Source organism: Isoptericola sp. 178, assembly GCF_030586525.1.
GTDB classification, from domain to species: domain Bacteria; phylum Actinomycetota; class Actinomycetes; order Actinomycetales; family Cellulomonadaceae; genus Isoptericola; species Isoptericola sediminis.
Genome location: NZ_JAUQYN010000001.1, coordinates 399,591 through 415,297 on the forward strand (window position 1 = coordinate 399,591; position 15,707 = coordinate 415,297).

At 74.2% G+C, this 15,707-nt stretch carries 16 protein-coding genes; 9 read left to right on the plus strand and 7 right to left on the minus strand.

Going from position 1 to position 15,707, the window contains the following annotated elements; genetic code table 11:
• The first annotated feature begins 42 nt into the window (after positions 1-42).
• Positions 43-1,647, plus strand: a complete 1,605-nt coding sequence (locus tag Q6349_RS01830; RefSeq protein WP_370375591.1) for an MFS transporter — start codon at positions 43-45, stop codon at positions 1,645-1,647.
• Positions 1,648-1,654: 7 nt separating this feature from the next.
• On the opposite strand, the gene Q6349_RS01835 is transcribed toward Q6349_RS01830, so the two are convergent.
• Together Q6349_RS01835 and Q6349_RS01840 are read right to left on the minus strand one after the other, a co-directional pair.
• Positions 1,655-2,284: a nucleoside/nucleotide kinase family protein gene (locus tag Q6349_RS01835; RefSeq protein ID WP_304602602.1), complete on the minus strand. Its 630-nt coding sequence runs from the start codon at positions 2,282-2,284 to the stop codon at positions 1,655-1,657.
• The gene (locus tag Q6349_RS01840) at positions 2,281-3,162 is read right to left on the minus strand and encodes a PfkB family carbohydrate kinase (protein ID WP_304602603.1); all 882 of its coding nucleotides are present in this window, start codon (positions 3,160-3,162) and stop codon (positions 2,281-2,283) included. Before Q6349_RS01840 ends, Q6349_RS01835 begins: the two co-directional genes overlap by 4 nt.
• 132 nt (positions 3,163-3,294) lie before the next feature.
• On the opposite strand from Q6349_RS01840, the gene Q6349_RS01845 reads away from it, so the two are divergent.
• Complete coding sequence (locus Q6349_RS01845) at positions 3,295-3,579, plus strand: hypothetical protein (RefSeq protein WP_304602604.1); 285 nt, start codon at positions 3,295-3,297, stop codon at positions 3,577-3,579.
• Positions 3,580-3,615: 36 nt separating this feature from the next.
• On the opposite strand, the gene Q6349_RS01850 is transcribed toward Q6349_RS01845, so the two are convergent.
• The 3 genes from Q6349_RS01850 to Q6349_RS01860 form a co-directional block, all read right to left on the minus strand.
• Complete coding sequence (locus Q6349_RS01850; RefSeq protein WP_369810799.1) at positions 3,616-4,518, minus strand: LLM class flavin-dependent oxidoreductase; 903 nt, start codon at positions 4,516-4,518, stop codon at positions 3,616-3,618.
• 37 nt (positions 4,519-4,555) lie between these two features.
• Complete coding sequence (locus Q6349_RS01855) at positions 4,556-5,581, minus strand: beta-ketoacyl-ACP synthase III (protein ID WP_304602605.1); 1,026 nt, start codon at positions 5,579-5,581, stop codon at positions 4,556-4,558.
• Positions 5,582-5,645: 64 nt separating this feature from the next.
• Positions 5,646-6,302, minus strand: a complete 657-nt coding sequence (locus Q6349_RS01860; RefSeq protein WP_304602606.1) for a GAP family protein — start codon at positions 6,300-6,302, stop codon at positions 5,646-5,648.
• A 172-nt stretch (positions 6,303-6,474) separates the two neighbouring features.
• Between Q6349_RS01860 and Q6349_RS01865 the strand changes: the two genes are divergently transcribed.
• The gene (locus Q6349_RS01865; RefSeq protein ID WP_304602607.1) at positions 6,475-7,695 is read left to right on the plus strand and encodes an AGE family epimerase/isomerase; all 1,221 of its coding nucleotides are present in this window, start codon (positions 6,475-6,477) and stop codon (positions 7,693-7,695) included.
• Here the strand turns inward: Q6349_RS01865 and Q6349_RS01870 are convergent.
• Positions 7,692-8,408 carry a FadR/GntR family transcriptional regulator gene (locus Q6349_RS01870; protein WP_304602608.1) on the minus strand — a complete coding sequence of 239 codons (717 nt, stop codon included), beginning with the start codon at positions 8,406-8,408 and terminating at the stop codon, positions 7,692-7,694. The two genes, Q6349_RS01865 and Q6349_RS01870, sit on opposite strands and share 4 nt — an antisense overlap.
• Before the next feature lie 77 nt (positions 8,409-8,485).
• Between Q6349_RS01870 and Q6349_RS01875 the strand changes: the two genes are divergently transcribed.
• From Q6349_RS01875 to Q6349_RS01885, 3 genes are read left to right on the plus strand one after another with little or no spacing between them, the layout of a single operon-like run.
• On the plus strand, positions 8,486-9,289 hold the full coding sequence (locus Q6349_RS01875) for a (Fe-S)-binding protein (RefSeq protein ID WP_304602609.1): 804 nt from the start codon (positions 8,486-8,488) through the stop codon (positions 9,287-9,289).
• The gene (locus Q6349_RS01880; protein ID WP_304602610.1) at positions 9,286-10,836 is read left to right on the plus strand and encodes a LutB/LldF family L-lactate oxidation iron-sulfur protein; all 1,551 of its coding nucleotides are present in this window, start codon (positions 9,286-9,288) and stop codon (positions 10,834-10,836) included. Before Q6349_RS01875 ends, Q6349_RS01880 begins: the two co-directional genes overlap by 4 nt.
• A complete protein-coding gene (locus Q6349_RS01885; RefSeq protein ID WP_304602611.1) occupies positions 10,833-11,528 on the plus strand; it encodes a lactate utilization protein C in 696 nt (231 codons plus the stop codon). The genes Q6349_RS01880 and Q6349_RS01885 overlap by 4 nt, the downstream gene beginning before the upstream one ends.
• Positions 11,529-11,592: 64 nt before the next feature.
• On the opposite strand, the gene Q6349_RS01890 is transcribed toward Q6349_RS01885, so the two are convergent.
• Entirely contained in the window at positions 11,593-12,750 is a 1,158-nt protein-coding gene (locus tag Q6349_RS01890; RefSeq protein WP_304602612.1) for an endo-1,4-beta-xylanase, read from the minus strand.
• Positions 12,751-12,894: 144 nt separating this feature from the next.
• Between Q6349_RS01890 and Q6349_RS01895 the strand changes: the two genes are divergently transcribed.
• The 3 genes from Q6349_RS01895 (at position 12,895) to Q6349_RS01905 (ending at position 15,683) form a co-directional block, all read left to right on the plus strand.
• The gene (locus tag Q6349_RS01895; RefSeq protein WP_304602613.1) at positions 12,895-13,548 is read left to right on the plus strand and encodes a uridine kinase; all 654 of its coding nucleotides are present in this window, start codon (positions 12,895-12,897) and stop codon (positions 13,546-13,548) included.
• 176 nt (positions 13,549-13,724) lie between these two features.
• Positions 13,725-14,960 (plus strand): glycosyltransferase, encoded by a 1,236-nt coding sequence (locus Q6349_RS01900; RefSeq protein WP_304602614.1) that lies wholly within the window; start codon positions 13,725-13,727, stop codon positions 14,958-14,960.
• A gap of 111 nt (positions 14,961-15,071) precedes the next feature.
• A complete protein-coding gene (locus Q6349_RS01905; protein WP_304602615.1) occupies positions 15,072-15,683 on the plus strand; it encodes a GNAT family N-acetyltransferase in 612 nt (203 codons plus the stop codon).
• Positions 15,684-15,707 lie beyond the last annotated feature (24 nt).

A 15,707-nucleotide genomic window follows, 5' to 3' on the forward strand; every position in this document is an offset into this window, starting at 1 on the left:
CCCGCTCGTCACGGCGGAGGAGTACAGTCGCCAATACTCAGCATGCTGTGTATTGGAGGACCCGTGGCAGACCGCCGCCGTTGGCTCGCGCTGGTGACCGTCTCGGTCGCCGTCTCGCTCATCATCGTCGACTCGACGATCGTCAACGTGGCGATCCCGTCGATCGTGGCCGACCTGGGGATCGACTCGACCCAGGTGCAGTGGGTCCAGGAGTCCTACACGCTCGTGTTCGCCTCCCTCCTGCTGGTGCTCGGCGTCCTCGCCGACCGGTGGGGCCGCCGCCGCATGATGATGGCGGGTGTCGCGGTCTTCGCCGCGTCGTCGTTGCTGGCGGCCACCGCACCCACCGGCGGCGTGCTCATCGGCGCCCGGCTGGTCCAGGGCCTCGGCGGCGCGATGATCCTGCCCACGACCCTGTCGATCATCAACGCGACCTTCCGCGGCCGCGAGCGCGGCATCGCCTTCGCCGTCTGGGGCTCGACCATCGGCGGCATGGCCGCCGTCGGGCCCCTGCTGGGTGGCTGGCTCACCACCGACTACTCGTGGCGCTGGGCGTTCGGCATCAACATCCCCCTGGGCGTCCTCATCCTGGTCGCCGCGGCCCTCGTGGTCACGGAGTCCCGGGCCGACGAGCAGCGCGGCACCGACCTCGTGGCTGCCCTGCTGTCCGTGCTGACCTTCGGCGGGATCGTCTTCGGGCTCATCGAGGGACGATCGCTGGGCTGGTGGACGACGCTCGACGCCGCCGCCCAGTGGTGGCCGCTCGGACTGTCCCCGGTGCCGGTCGCGCTCACCGTGGGCGTCGCCGCCGGCGTCCTGTTCGTCCGGCGCGGTCTGCGTCGGGCCCGCCACGGCCTGCCGACCCTGATCCCGCTGGACCTGTTCGGCATCGCCTCGTTCCGCAACGGCAACGTCGCCGCCCTCGTCGTCTCGCTCGGGGAGTTCGGGATCCTGCTGTCGCTGCCGATCTGGCTGCAGAACGTCCTCGGCTACGACGCCCTGGCGACCGGCTGGATCCTGGTGGGCCTCGCGGGCGGATCGTTCCTGGCCAGCGGGGCGGCGCAGGCCCTCACCGTCCGGTTCGGTGCCGTGCCGGTGGTGCGCCTCGGCATCGCCGCCGAGATCGTCGGCGTCGTGGGTCTGGGGGCCGTCGCCCGTCCCGACTCCACCTGGGTCACCGTCGTCCCGTTCCTCGTCGTCTACGGCTTCGGGGTCGGGCTGGCGACCGCGCAGCTCACGGGCGTCGTCCTCGCCGACGTTCCCGTGCGGGTCTCCGGTGCCGCCTCCGGGACCCAGAGCACCGCACGTCAGGTGGGGTCAGCGCTCGGCATCGCCATCCTCGGCACGATCCTGTTCACGACCACCGCGGCCGACCTGGACGCCCGGCTCGCGGACCGTGGCGTCCCGGACGCCGCCCGGGAAGCCACCGTGACGGCCGTGGTGGACAGCGCGGGTGGCGCCATCGCCGGCCTGGAGCAGGCCCCGGCCACGGCGTCCGCCGCCGACGACGCGCGGGCCGCCCTCACGCAGGGGACCCGCTGGTCCGCCTGGGTGGCGGGCGGCTTCCTCCTGCTGGGACTGGGCGCCACGCTGACGCTGGAGCGCCGGCCCCGCGAGACGGTCGTGGCCGCCGAGGACCGCACCTGACGGGGGATCACCCGAGCTCGACCACCAGGTCCGCCGCACCCCGTGTCCGGGCGATCAGCTCCGCGTTGACCTGGTCCGACCCGCGGGCCCAGACGGCGGCGTCGGCCGGGCTCTTGCCGAACACGCGGTGCCGCTCCTCGAGCCGGGCCAGCCGCAGGTCCTCGGCCACCTCGACGTACCAGACCTCGGTCATGCGGGCCCGGGCGGCCGGCCAGGCCCCGGTGCCGGCCAGCAGGTAGTTGCCCTCGGTGACCACGAGCGGGATCTCGGCGGGCACCTCGACGCCCGCGGCGACCGGCTCCTCGATCTCGCGCCGGAACACCGGCGCGTAGATCGGCCGGTCGCCGGGACGGGCGTCCGCGAGCCGCGCGACCAGGGCGGCGTACCCGGCGTCGTCGAAGGTGTCGATCGCACCCTTCCGCTCCCGGCTGCCGTGCGCGGCCAGGACCGCGTCCGACAGGTGGAACCCGTCCATCCCGACGCCCACGGCCGCGTGCGGACCGAGCGCCTCGACGAGCCGCTGAGCGAGGGTCGACTTGCCGGACCCGGGTGCCCCGACGATCCCCAGGATCGCCCGCTCCCCCGGCACGACGAGTGCCCGGGCCCGTTCCACGAGCTCCGCCGTCGTGCACCTCATCGCCGGACCTCGGCCAGCCAGGACCGCGGGCCGACGTGCCGCACCCGCGTCCCGGCGACCTCGACCGCCGTCACGCAGGCCTCGGGCAGCGCGGCACCGCCGGCGAGCGCCACGGCGAGGGCTCCGTGGAACGCGTCACCGGCCCCGAGGGTGTCCCGGGCCTCGACCGCCGGGACGGGGACGGTGCCGGTCTCGTCGCCCGAGGACCACTCGACCGGGCCGTCGCCGTGGGTGACCACCACCCCGCGCGCCCCGAGATCGTGCGCCCCGGCGGTCACGTCGTCGTGCCCGGGGACCGCGAACCGCGCGGACACCGCCGCCACGTCGGCCACGGGCAGCAGCTCGGCGAACAGGGGCCGCCAGCGCCCGGCGTCGAGGACGACGAGGGGCCGCGGGGCGCGGTTCTCCAGGTGCCCGACGGCGGCACCCGCGATCACGGGGTGGTGACCGTCGAACAGGACGACGTCCGGGTGCGGGAGGTCGCCGAGGAATCTCGGCGGCGGGGCCTCCGCGAGCGCCGCGTCCGCCGAGACGACCGACCGCTCCCCCGTGGCCTCGTCGACCAGCACCGCGGACACGGCGAGCGGGACGTCCTGGCCCGGCGCGACGACGTCGTGCACCTCGACCCCGTGGGTCTCCAGGTCGGCGCGGGCGGCACGGGCCACCGGGCTGTCGCCGAGCGCGGTGACCAGCACGGCGCGCGCCCCGAGCGCGGCCGCCGTCACGGCGGCGTTGGCGGCCGGACCGCCCGCCGCGACGTCCTGCCGCGAGGCTGTGACCTTCTCGTCCCGGTCCGGGCGGCCCGCGGCCCGGTGCACGACGTCGAGCGTCGTCAGCCCGACGAACCAGCAGGTGCCCGTGTGGTCGGCGAGAGGCATGGCCTCATCCTGGCACGCACCGGCCCGGTGGGCGGGAGCACCCGGCGCGTAGGATCGACGCACGAGCAGGATCGAGATCACCGCGCCGGACCGGCCGGGTTCCTGCGGGCAGCAGGCAGTCGGGGAGGCGCGATGCACGACGACGGACCCGCCCGCGCGCACGCACCCCGCGCCGTGGAGTGGTCGCTCGCGCTGGGGATCGCCGGCCTGCCCTGCGCCCTGGTCCCGGTCGTCGGGGACTGGCTGGCGGCACCCCTGGGACTGGCGGCCCTCACGCTCGGATCGATCGGCAGCCACGTCGCCGACCGCGACGGGCACCCGGGCGTGGGACGCGGGCTGGCGGGCGCGCTGCTCGGTCTCGGCGTCCTCGCAGCCGTGCTGTTCTCCGCCGTCGTGGGTGCCGTCGGCCCGGCCTGACCCGCCGTCGCGGACGGTCCCGCCGGTCCGGAGCCGTCAGGCGGTGCCGGTCGTCCGTTCCCGGGCCACCAGCTCGCGGAGCGCGGGCGCGATCTCCTCGCCGAGCACCTCGAGCATGCGCGGGTCGTCGGTCGCCACGACGAACGTGCCGACGCCGTGGGTCAGGGCCAGACCGGCCAGCTCCTCGACCCACTGGTCGACCGGACCCTTCAGGAACCCACGCCGGTCGGCGGTGACCTCGCCGCCGACGTTGAGGAGCCGCCGGATCTCGGCCGGGTGCCGACCGACCTCCTCGGCGGTCTCGTCGATGATCGTGTTGCCGCGAGCCAGGCCGTCGTCCTGCAGGTAGCCGTACGAGGGCAGCCAGCCGTCGGCCTGCCGGGCGACCAGACGCAGCATGCGCGGCTTGGTGGCACCGACCCAGATGGGCACGTCGTGCGCGGGCGTCGGGCCTCGCTTGGCCCCGGTGACCCGGTGGTGCTCCCCCTCGACGCGCAGGGGCGTCCGCTCACCGGCGTCCCAGATGCCCCGGACGATCTCGATCGCCTCGCTCAGCGCGGTCACGGACTCCCCGGGGGTGAGCCGCGCCCCGCCCATCGCCGCGATCGCGTCCCAGAACCCGCCGGCGCCGAGGGCCAGGTCGACGCGCCCGCCGCTGAGCAGGTCCAGGCTCGCCACGGACCGGGCGAGCACAGCGGGCTGGCGCAGCGGCAGGTTGAGGACGTTGCCGGCCAGGTGGATCCGTTCCGTGACGGCCGCGGCGTAGGAGATCAGCGTCCAGGTGTCGAGGAACCGCGGCTGGTAGGGGTGGTCCTGGAAGGTGACGAGGTCCAGCCCGGCGGACTCGGCGGTCCGGGCGAGGCGGACCGGGCCCTGCGGATCGGCGTTCGACGGCGTGATGAACGCCCCGACGACGATCTCGTGTCCGTAGTCCGTCATGCCGAGCCTCCGGGGTGCCGCGTCTCTCCTGGCGGGCTCACCGCTGCGGGGTGGTCACCACCTGGCCGGCCCAGGTGAACCCGCCACCGAACCCGAACAGCAGCGCGGGCACGCCCGCCGGGATCCGGCCGTCGTGCCACCACTTGGACAGCCCCAGCGGGATCGACGCCGCCGAGGTGTTGCCGGACTCGGTGATGTCGCTGACCACGACCCGGTCCTCGAGTCCGAGGGACTTGGCCAGCGGCTCGATGATGCGCAGGTTGGCCTGGTGGGCGACCAGGACCTCGACGTCGTCCAGCGTCAGCCCCGACGCCTCCACGACGCGGCGGGCCCGCTCGGCGGCCCGGGTGATGGCCCACTTGAACACCGCACGGCCGTCCTGGGCGAACCGCTCCGCCGGTGCCTCGATGCGCACCGCCGGCGTGATCTCCGGCTCGGACCCCCACACGACCTGCCCGACACCCGGGGAGTCCGCGGCCTGGAGCACGGCGGCCCCGGCCCCGTCGGCGGTGAGGATGCAGGTCGACCGGTCCGACCAGTCGGTGACCGCGGTCAGCTTCTCCGACCCGACCACGACGGCCGTCCGGGCGCTGCCCGTGCGGATGGCCTGGTCGGCCAGACCCACGGCGTAGGCGAACCCCGAGCAGGCGGTGTTGACGTCGATGACGCCCGGCCCGACGACGCCCCGCAGGTCCGGCTCCTCCTCGCCCTCGGGCGTGCTCGCCCCGGGCTGGACACCGGTGCGCAAGGCGTAGGCCACCCGGCCGGCCGTGTTCGGCGACCGGTCCATCGCGGTCGTCGTGGCCACGATCACCAGGTCGACGTCGTCGTTCGCGACCCCCGCGTCGGCGAGTGCGTGCTCCGCCGCGGCGGTGGCCATGTCCGCGACCGTGACGTCGTCGGCGGCGACGTGGCGGGTGATGATGCCGGTGCGCGAGCGGATCCACTCGTCGTTCGTCTCGACGAGCTCGGCGACGTCGTCGTTGGTCATCACCCGGGCGGGCTGGTGGTGACCGAGGCCGACGATCCGGGAGCCGGCTGCGCCGGCAGGCAGCGAGAGCATGACACCGATCATGGCATGCCGGACCCGGCCCTCCGCCCGGGGGCCGGAGTGCGAGACGTCGGGCTCAGCCGCCGAGAACGTGGACGAGGCCACGTCCGACAAGGAACAGCCCGAGCCCCGCCACCAGGACGACCGTCAGCTGTGCGCCCCGCTTCGCGACGAAGTCCGCCAAGGCCTTCAGCCCCCGGCCGGCGGGCCCGGGCGCCACCAGCGTCAGGACGAGGGGCAACCAGGCCGGCAGGGACGCCACCACGACCACGACGAGGATCGCCACGACACGACCGACGACCTCGAGACCACCGGCGGCGATCTCCTTGGCGGCCGGGACGAGGACAGCCATGGTCGTGAAGTTCGTCGCCATGGAGAACACGCCGAAACCGAAGGCGGCGCCGGGACCCAGTGCGCGGCTCCGGGGCTCCGTCGGTCGGTGCCGGCGACGGCGGACCTCGAGGGCGACGGCGAGGAGCACCAGCAGCGAGCCGAGGACGATGTCGAGCGAGGCGCTCAGGGTCGGCTCCTTCGGCAGTGCGAGCGAACGGCCGAAGAGCACCAGTGCGGACAGGATGACCAGCAGCGTCAGGACGACGCCCAGGGCGTAGCGCGCAGCGACCCGCCGTCCGTCCCGGCCGGAGAGGAGGAAGGTCTGCTCGCTCAGCATCATCGGGCTGACGGCGCCGACCAACGCGAGCGGGACGACCACCGCGAGCACCTTGAGCAGCACGGCCCCATCCTGCCAGCAGCCGGCCACCTGCCGCCCGGCGCCCGGCGGTTCGGTCCGGCCGGTCGGCAGGGCGCCGCACGCGCTGGGCGTGGGCGGCCCGGTGGCCGGTGTCCTAGGTTGGGGACAGCGAGCCGCCGCCGCGGCGGCACGGACCGACCGAGAGGACCGACCCGTGACCGACGACGCCGCACCCGCCGATCGCGTCGACGCCCCGGACGGACGCCCGTGGCGGGCCGCCGAGGTGCGGCGCCTGCTCGCCTTCGGCGCCGCCTCCCTCCCCGACGGTTCCGGTGCCCGCTGGCTCGACGCCCGCGGACGTCCCGACCCCTCACGACCGGCACAGACGTGGATCACCGCGCGGATGGCCCACACCTACGCGCTGGGCGAGCTGCTCGGCGCCCCCGGCTGCGGGACCCTCGCCGACCGCGCGCTCGGCGGGCTGTCCGGCCCGCTCCACGACGCCGAGCACGGGGGCTGGTTCGCCTCCGTCGGGCCCGGGGACGCCCTGGACGGCACCAAGGCCGCCTATGCCCACGCGTTCGTCGTCCTCGCCGCCTCCTCCGCGGTCCAGGCCGGCCGCCCGGGAGCCGGCGCGCTGCTCGACGACGCGCTCCACGTGCTGGACCGCCGCTTCTGGGACGACGGCGCCGGGCTGCTCGTGGACGAGTGGGACCGGAGCTGGACGGTGCTGTCGACCTACCGGGGCATCAACGCGAACATGCACGGCGTCGAGGCGATGCTCGCCGCCGCCGACGCGACCGAGGACCCCCGGTGGCTGGAGCGGGCGGTGCGTGTCACCGACCGGGTCGCCGCGTGGGCCGAGGCGACCCGGTGGCGCGTCCCGGAGCACTTCACCGCCGACTGGACCCCCGACCTCGAGCTCAACGCCGACCGCCCGCGCGACCCCTTCAAGCCCTACGGCTCCACCCCCGGCCACGGTTTCGAGTGGGCCCGCCTGATGCTGCAGCTGGACGTCGCCACGGGACACCCCGGACGACGCACGGAGGTCGCCCTCCAGCTCTTCGACCGGGCCCTGGCGGACGGCTTCGACGGACGCGGGTTCGTCTACACGGTCGACTGGTCCGGGACGCCCGTCGAGCGCCGGCGGTTCCACTGGGTGGCGGCGGAGGCCGTCGCCGCCGCGGAGGTGCTGGCCATGGTGACCGGTGAGTCCCGCTACGGCGAGCTCGCCGCGAGCTGGTGGGGCCTGCTGCGCCGGCGGTTCGTCGACACCGACCGCGGGTCGTGGCACCACGAGCTGGACGCCCACGACCAGCCGTCGGCGACGGTCTGGGACGGCAAGCCGGACATCTACCACGCCGTCCAGGCGCTGCTGGTGCCGGACCTCCCGCTGAGCGGGTCGTTCGCGGAGTCCGCCCGCCTCGAGTCCTAGGAGGCGGAGGCGTCGCCGGCGAGCCCCGTCTCCCGGTAGAAGCCCCAGATGTGCTCACGCGTCTCGCGCTCGGCACGGTCGACGTCCCCGGCGACCACGGCGTCGAGGATCTCCCGGTGCTCGCCGCAGAGGCGGTCGGCCGTGGCGGGCCAGGCCGGCAGCTGCTGCACGCCGCGGGCCACGTACGACGCGACGGCGCTGCGCAGCCCCGCCAGGATCGCCTCGACGAGCTGGTTGCCGGCGAGCCGCACGAGGACGAGGTGGAAGTCCTGGTCGAGCCGGACGAACTCGTCCACGCCCAGGCCCGGCACCTCCATGGCCTCGAGGAGCCGCGTCGCCTCCGCCGCCCAGCCGTCGTCGGTGTCACCGCTGCGGGCGGCCGCCTCGCGCACCGCCCAGGTCTCCAACGTCGCGCGGGTGGCGACGACGTCGTGCACCGGCAGGGTCCCGGAGGCCACGTGCAGGCGGACCGCCGCACCGAGCCCGGCGGCGGGCCGGTCGATGACGGTCGCCCCGGCGTCCGGCCCGGAGCCGACGGCGGTGCGGATCATGCCCATGGCCTCGAGGATCCGGATCGCCTCGCGCACCGAGGGGCGGGAGACCTGCAGCTCCTCGGCGAGCGCCCGCTCGGCCGGGAGCCGCTCGCCGAGCGCCCAGCGTCCGGCGGCCAGGTCGGACTCGATGCGGGCCAGGACCTTCTCGTGGGTGCGCACGTCCCGATCCTAGTCGCTGGTCTGACCACACCTGGCATCATGGTGTGCACCTGCCAGCCCGCCGAAGGAGCCGGACCGTGCGCATCGCCCTGGCCGCGACCTGCCTCGCGGACACCCTGTTCCCCGGCGCCCCTCGCGCCACCGTGCGCCTGCTCGAACGGCTCGGCCACGACGTCGTCTTCCCCCGCGGCCAGGCGTGCTGCGGCCAGATGCACATCAACACCGGCTACGTCGAGGAGGCCGTCCCCGTCGTGCGCAACCACGTCGAGACCTTCGCGCCGGTGGCCGACGGCGCGTGGGACGCCGTCGTCATCCCCTCCGGCTCCTGCACCGGGTCCGTGCGTCACCAGCAGGCGATGGTCTGCCGCCGGGCCGGGCTCGACGACCTCGCCGCCACCGCCGAGGCGGTGGCCGCGCGGACCTACGAGCTGTCCGAGCTGCTGGTCGACGTGCTCGGGGTCACCGACGTCGGCGCCTGGTTCCCGCACCGCGTCACCTACCACCCGACCTGCCACTCGCTGCGCATGCTCCGCGTCGGCGACCGGCCGCTGCGCCTGCTGCGCGCCGTCGGGGGCATCGACCTCGTCGAGCTGCCCGAGGCCGAGTCGTGCTGCGGGTTCGGCGGCACGTTCGCCCTGAAGAACGCCGACACCTCGGCCGCGATGCTGGCGGACAAGACGGCGAACGTCCGCGGCACGGGGGCCGCCGTCGTCACCGCCGGGGACACGTCCTGCCTGATGCACATCGGCGGCGGGCTCTCCCGGCAGCGTGCCGGCATCGGGACGCTGCACCTCGCGGAGATCCTCGCCTCCACCCGGGAGGAACCGACCCCGCTGCCCCGCGTCCGCACGGGCGCCGACACCGTGGAGGTGACCCGATGAGCACGTTCCTCGGCATCCCGGGCGTCCGGCGCCGGTCCGACGACGCGGCGCCCGAGGGCTCCGAGCCGTTCGGCCCGGTCCCCCACCCCGACGAGCCGCTGCGCTGGGGCGAGGCGTTCCCCGCGGCGGCGCGGCAGACGCTGCAGGACGACCAGCTCCGCCGCAACCTCGGCCACGCCACCCGGACCATCCGCGCCAAGCGGGCGGCCGTCGTCAGTGAGGTCCCGGACTGGGAGGCGCTGCGCGACACGGGCTCGGCGGTCAAGCAGCAGGTCCTGGCGAACCTGCCCGACCTGCTGGCCCGGCTCGAGAAGAACGTCACCGCGCGCGGCGGCGTCGTGCACTGGGCACGGGACGCCGCCGAGGCCAACCGCATCGTCACCGAGATCGCGCGGGCCCAGGAGGCCGACGAGGTCGTCAAGGTCAAGTCGATGGCCACCCAGGAGATCGGCCTCAACGAGCACCTGGCGGCCGAGGGCATCGCAGCGATCGAGACCGACCTGGCCGAGCTCATCGTGCAGCTCGCCGACGACATGCCCTCCCACATCCTCGTGCCGGCGATCCACCGCAACCGAGCCGAGATCCGCGACATCTTCCGCCGGCGCATGGGCGACGCCCCCGAGGACCTGTCCGACGTGCCGCGCGAGCTCGCGATGGCGGCCCGGGCGCACCTGCGGCGCAAGTTCCTCTCGGCCAAGGTCGCCGTGAGCGGCGCCAACTTCGGCGTCGCGGAGACCGGCACCCTCGCCGTCGTCGAGTCCGAGGGCAACGGGCGCATGTGCCTCACGCTGCCCGAGACCCTCGTGACGGTGATGGGCATCGAGAAGCTCATCCCCACGTACTCCGACCTCGAGGTGTTCCTGCAGCTCCTGCCGCGGTCCTCCACCGGCGAGCGCATGAACCCGTACACCTCCCTGTGGACGGGCGTCACCCCGGGCGACGGGCCGCAGGAGTTCCACCTGGTGCTCCTCGACAACGGCCGCACCGACGTGCTGGCCGACGAGGTGGGCCGCTCCGCCCTGCACTGCATCCGCTGCTCGGCGTGCCTCAACGTGTGCCCGGTGTACGAACGGGTCGGCGGGCACGCCTACGGCTCGGTCTACCCCGGCCCGATCGGCGCGATCCTCACCCCGCAGCTCACGGCGTCGTCCGGCGGCATGTCCGGCACCGACGACGTCAACGCCGCACTCCCCTACGCCTCGACCTTGTGCGGCGCCTGCTCCGACGTGTGCCCGGTGAAGATCGACATCCCCTCGATCCTCGTGGACCTACGGGCCCGCGAGGTCGATGCCGACCGCGGCCGCGCCGTCGACCCGTGGCGCGCCGCGATGAAGGCGGCCTCCTGGGTGATGTCCGACGGCGACCGGTTCGGCCTCGCGGGTCGCGCCGCCACGCTCGGGCACGTGGTGGGCGGACGGGACGGCGTCCTCTCGACGGCGCCGCCACCGGCGTCCGCGTGGACCCGGTCACGGGACCTGCCCGCGCCGCCGCGGCAGACGTTCCGGCAGTGGATGGCCGAGCACGAGAAGGACGGGGGCGAGCGATGAGCGCGCGCGAGGGCGTGCTGCGCCGGATCCGGGCCGCGCTCGGCGAGGCCGGAACAGGCACGACGCCGGCCGGGCGCGTCGGCACGGCGCCCGCCGCCGTGGACGCGCCGCGGGAGTACCGGACCGCCGGGGCCGACGCACCCGGGTCGCGGGCCGCCGTCGAGCAGCTCGTCGACCGGCTGGAGGACTACCGGGCCCACGTCCACCGCGTCACGGCGGACGAGCTGCCCGCGGAGGTGGCGCGCCTGGTCGGCGACCTCGGTGGCGCGCCGTCCGTCGTCGTGCCGCCCGGACTCGACGACCGGTGGCTCGAGGCCCTTCCGCGCGACATCAGCGTGCACCGGGACTCCCCCGACGCACCGACGACCGCGCTCGACCTGGACGAGGTCGCCGCTGTGCTCACCGCCGCCCGGGTCGCCTGCTCCGAGACCGGCACCGTCGTGCTCGACGCCGAGGCCGACCAGGGCCGTCGGGCGATCTCCCTGGTGCCCGACGTGCACCTGTGCGTCGTACGGACCGACCAGGTCGTCCAGACCGTGCCCGAGATGGTCCGCCGGCTCGCCAAGCATCCCGAACGGCCGCAGACCTGGATCTCGGGCCCCAGCGCCACCAGCGACATCGAGCTCGACCGCGTCGAAGGGGTGCACGGACCGCGCACGCTGCACGTGCTTCTCGTGTCGCCGTCCCCCTGAACGCACGGGCACCGGGGGGCGCAGCAACCGTGCTGCGCCCCCGGTGCCCCTCGGCGGTCCGTCCTTACTTGTTCAGACCCGGCGGGGTCCGCGGGGACTTCCCGGGGGTGGCCTCGGTGAGGCTGTCGAGCAGCACGTCGTACGCGGGCTTCTTCTCGTAGTCCTCGGTCATGATGGTCGCGTACCCCTCGGGGAAGACGCCCGGGACCCAGGACCGGCCGTCGTCGAAGCCCCAGACCGTGAAGCTGGTGCAGGAGGCGACGTTCAGGCAGGCCTGCAGCATCTTGTCGTAGCGCTCGGCCTGGAGGGCGATCTGCTCGGCGGTCGGTTCGCCGTCCTCGCCGAGCGGCATGCGGACGTCGGCCTCGGTGATCGCCACCTTGAGACCGAGGTCGGCGAACCGCTCGAAGTTCGCCTGGATGGACTCGTCGAAACCGTACTGCAGGCTCAGGTGGCCCTGGGCTCCGAAGCCCTGCAGCGGCACGCCGTCGGCGAGCAGCTCCTGGGCCAGCGCGTAGTAGGCGTCGGTCTTGGCGTTGATGCCTTCCGCGTTGTAGTCGTTGAGGAACAGCACGGACTCCGGGTCCTCCTCGTGCGTCCACCGGAAGACGTCACCGATGAGGCCGACCGGGTCCTCGGAGCAGGCCTTGAGGAACGGGTTGGCCTCGGTGCGCAGCTGCACACCGCCCGCGTCCCACTCGTCCTGGATGAGCTCGTTGGCCACGTCCCACTCGTAGATGTCACCGGCGTAGCGGCCCACCACGGTGCGGACGTGGTCCTCGAGGACGTCACGCGCCTCGTCGCAGGTCCAGGTCTCGCTCGCCTCGGTCACCCAGTCCGGGTTCTGGCTGTGCCACAGCAGGGTGTGCCCCCGGACCTCCTGGCCGTTGGCCCGCGCGAAGGCCATGAGGGCGTCCGCACCGGAGAAGTCGTAGACGTCCGGCTCGGGGTGGATCTCGGCCCACTTCATGTCGTTCTCGGCGGTGAGCGAGTCGAACTCCGAGGCGAGGATCTGCTGGAACTCGGTCGGGTTCTGGGGGTCGGCATCGAGGAGGTCGCGCTGGGCCCAGACGGCGCTGCCGATCTTGAGGTCCTGGGGCGCCTCGGCGCGCAGGGTCGCCTCCGGCGGGGAGGCCTGGACCGCGGTGCCGGTGAGGGCGAGAGCGGTGAGCGTCGAGGCCGCGACGGCGACCGCACGCTTCGTGCTCGAGGGATGGGACATCGTTGTTCCTTCCTTGGAGGGAGCCCGGCGGCTCACCTGTCCACCGGACAACGCGAAGATATCGTTATCGATAACGGTTTCGCAATGGTCCGCGCGACGGCGCGCCGATCAACCGTCCGGGCCCGACCGGCACAATGGGGTTCCGTGACCGACAGCGATCTGCCTGCTTCCGCACGCGCGTCCGACGCCCTCTTCGACGTCCCCGCCGAGGCCCGCCGCCCGATCACCCGGATCGTGCTGCTCACCGGGGCCTCGGGCAGCGGCAAGTCCGCCCTGACGCGCCGGCTCGGGCTGCCCGTCGTCATGCTGGACGACTTCTACCGCGACCACGACCACCCCGGGATGCCGCGGGCCTTCGGCATCGTCGACTGGGACGACCCGGCGAGCTGGGACCACGACGCCGCCCTGGAGGCGCTGCGCACGCTCGCCGCCACGGGCCGGACCGAGGTGCCGGTCTACGACATCCCGACGTCGCGACGCACCGGCGACGCGGTGGTCGACGCGCACGGCGAGAAGGTCGTGCTCGCCGAGGGCGTCTTCGCCGCCGAGCTCGTGGCCGACCTGCGCGCCGAGGGCATCCTCGCCGACGCGATCTGCCTGGCGCGGCCCCGCCTCGTGACGTTCTGGTTCCGGCTGCTGCGCGACCTGGCGGAGTCGCGCAAACCCCCGTTCACGCTGCTGCGACGCGGCTGGGGTCTGATGCGCGCCGAGCCCGAGCTCGTGCGCCGGTGGACGGAGCTCGGCTGCCGACCTCTCACCCCGAGCGTCGCCGAGCAGGAGATCCGTTCCGTGGCCTAACCTGTGCCTGATCGTCGTGCTCCCCGCGCCGAACCTCCTCCGTGCTGCCGCCCTCCTGACCTGTCGAAGCCAGACGCACCGCGCGCCGTCGCGCGACCCCGCACCGGGGTTGCCTCAGGCAGCGCCCTCTGAAGTGTCATGAAGACTTAACACGACGGTCATCCCTGCCACATCACGTGGCTTCACCGTGGTCCCAGGAGGTGGTCGAGGTGTTCGAACACAGTTCACTGCGTGTCCTGTCCCTCTACGAGGGTTTCTTCTCCGGTGGCGCCCGCGTGCTGCACTCGACAGTGGTGTCGGGTCTCCACGCGCACGGCCACCAGCAGCACTCGGCGCTCAGCCTGTACAGCGCCGTGCGCCGCGAGACCATGCTGCAACGGATGGAGGACGACCCCCGGTTCCTCGCGCTGCGCGCCGCGGGCGTCCGCATCTCGACGCTGGGCCGGTCGACGGACGACGACCACGACCCGCGCGTCTTCACCGACGCCGAGATGGAGATCGCCCGCCGCGAGGCGACGGGGGCCGACGTCGTCCTGTCGCTCAAGGAGCAGCCGCTGCGCCTGGCGAACGCGGCCGGGTTCCCGGACCGTCCGGTGGTGGCGTGCCTGCACCGCTCCGACCCGGAGAACTCCGGCGCGGCCCTGGACGACCTGCGTACCGCCGCCGACAGCGGGCTGCTCGCGGCAGCGGTGTGCTGCGCCGAGTCGACCCGTGACGCCTACGCCGCGGCCGGCGTCCCGGAGCACCTGCTCAAGGTGGTCCCCAACGGCATCGACCTCACGCGGTTCCACCCGCTGCGCCGCGTGCGCCGGCTGGCGCTGCGGGGATCGGCCGGTATCCCGGCCGACGCGACCCTCGTCGCCTACGCGGCCCGCTACGACGCGATGAAGAACCCGAGGCTCTTCGTCGCCGCCGCGCGGGAGTTCCTGGAGCGCGACGACTCCGGCCACGTCATGATGTGCGGCGCCGGCATGACGCGGGACAACACCGGACTGGCGGAGCTGCTCGACCGGTCGTTCGGGGACCGCCCCGACCTGCTCGCCCGGGTCCACACCCTCGGCGTGCGCCGCGACATGGAGAACGTCTACGCGATGGCCGACGTCGTCGCTCTCACCTCGGCCTACGGCGAGGCCGCGCCGCTGTGCCTCATCGAGGGCGCCATGAGCGGCGCGGTCCCCGTGACCACGCCCGTCGGCGACAGCGCGCGGCTGGTCGAGCGCATCGGGTTCGTGACGGGCTTCGACGCCGCCGAGATCGCCGAGACGTGGATCGAGGCCGCCGCCCGGCGCGGGGAGCTGCGCGGGGCGCTCACCGCGGCCCGGCAGCGGTTCAGCCACGTGCGGATGCTGTCCGGCTACGCCCAGGTGCTCGAGCAGGCCGTGCGGGGCACCGGTCTGCAGGTCGCCGCCTGACGACCGGGCGACGGGACGCCCGCTCCGGCGTCCCGTTGCCGGGCCCGGCGGGACCCGCTAGGACTGGAGGCGTCCGGAGCGCTCCGGGCGACACGTCCGGGAGGTGAGTGGATGCCGGTCCCCGACCCCGCCGCACCGACGCCGGCGGACGTCGACGTGCGCCCCGCGACCGTCTTCGAGGACGTCGCCGCGATCGTCGGACCGCGGCGTCCCGACGCGACCGTCTGCTTCTGCCTGAGCTACCGGATCGGCTCGACGGAGAGCCGGCGCCTGCGTGGGCCGGCCCGCGGCGAGCGCGTCCGCGAGCTCTGCGCGCAGGATCCCCCTCCCGGCGTCGTCGCCTACCTGGACGGCGAGCCCGTCGCCTGGGCCGCGATCCACCGCCGCGCCGACACGTCGTTCGCGACGAACCGCCGCATCCCGCACGTCGACGACGTCGACGCGTGGTCCCTGTGGTGCCTGCGCGTGCGGCCCGGGTACCGCCGGACCGGGCTGACCGCCCCGTTGATCGAAGGGGCGGTCCGGTTCGCCCGCGACCGCGGCGCACCGGCGGTCGAGGCCTACCCGCTGGACAACCAGGGCGAGCGCATCGACACCACCATGGCCTACGTCGGCACCCGGGAGATGTTCGAGCAGGCGGGTTTCACGGTCGTCGCCGCGACGTCGTCGACGCTCGACGGGTTCCCGCGCGTGCTGATGCGCCGGGCGCTCGACGGGTCCTGACGGCTGCTCCGTCGAGCGGGAACC

What these genes read in the sequence shown, in the direction of transcription:
- Q6349_RS01890 (WP_304602612.1), bottom strand. Translation starts at nt 12,750, where the DNA reads ATGTCCCATCCCTCGAGCACGAAGCGTGCGGTCGCCGTCGCGGCCTCG.
- Q6349_RS01840 (WP_304602603.1), bottom strand. Translation starts at nt 3,162, where the DNA reads ATGCCTCTCGCCGACCACACGGGCACCTGCTGGTTCGTCGGGCTGACG.
- Q6349_RS01880 (WP_304602610.1), top strand. Translation starts at nt 9,286, where the DNA reads ATGAGCACGTTCCTCGGCATCCCGGGCGTCCGGCGCCGGTCCGACGAC.
- Q6349_RS01885 (WP_304602611.1), top strand. Translation starts at nt 10,833, where the DNA reads ATGAGCGCGCGCGAGGGCGTGCTGCGCCGGATCCGGGCCGCGCTCGGC.
- Q6349_RS01905 (WP_304602615.1), top strand. Translation starts at nt 15,072, where the DNA reads ATGCCGGTCCCCGACCCCGCCGCACCGACGCCGGCGGACGTCGACGTG.
- Q6349_RS01830 (WP_370375591.1), top strand. Translation starts at nt 43, where the DNA reads ATGCTGTGTATTGGAGGACCCGTGGCAGACCGCCGCCGTTGGCTCGCG.
- Q6349_RS01855 (WP_304602605.1), bottom strand. Translation starts at nt 5,581, where the DNA reads ATGCTCTCGCTGCCTGCCGGCGCAGCCGGCTCCCGGATCGTCGGCCTC.
- Q6349_RS01850 (WP_369810799.1), bottom strand. Translation starts at nt 4,518, where the DNA reads ATGACGGACTACGGACACGAGATCGTCGTCGGGGCGTTCATCACGCCG.
- Q6349_RS01845 (WP_304602604.1), top strand. Translation starts at nt 3,295, where the DNA reads ATGCACGACGACGGACCCGCCCGCGCGCACGCACCCCGCGCCGTGGAG.
- Q6349_RS01835 (WP_304602602.1), bottom strand. Translation starts at nt 2,284, where the DNA reads ATGAGGTGCACGACGGCGGAGCTCGTGGAACGGGCCCGGGCACTCGTC.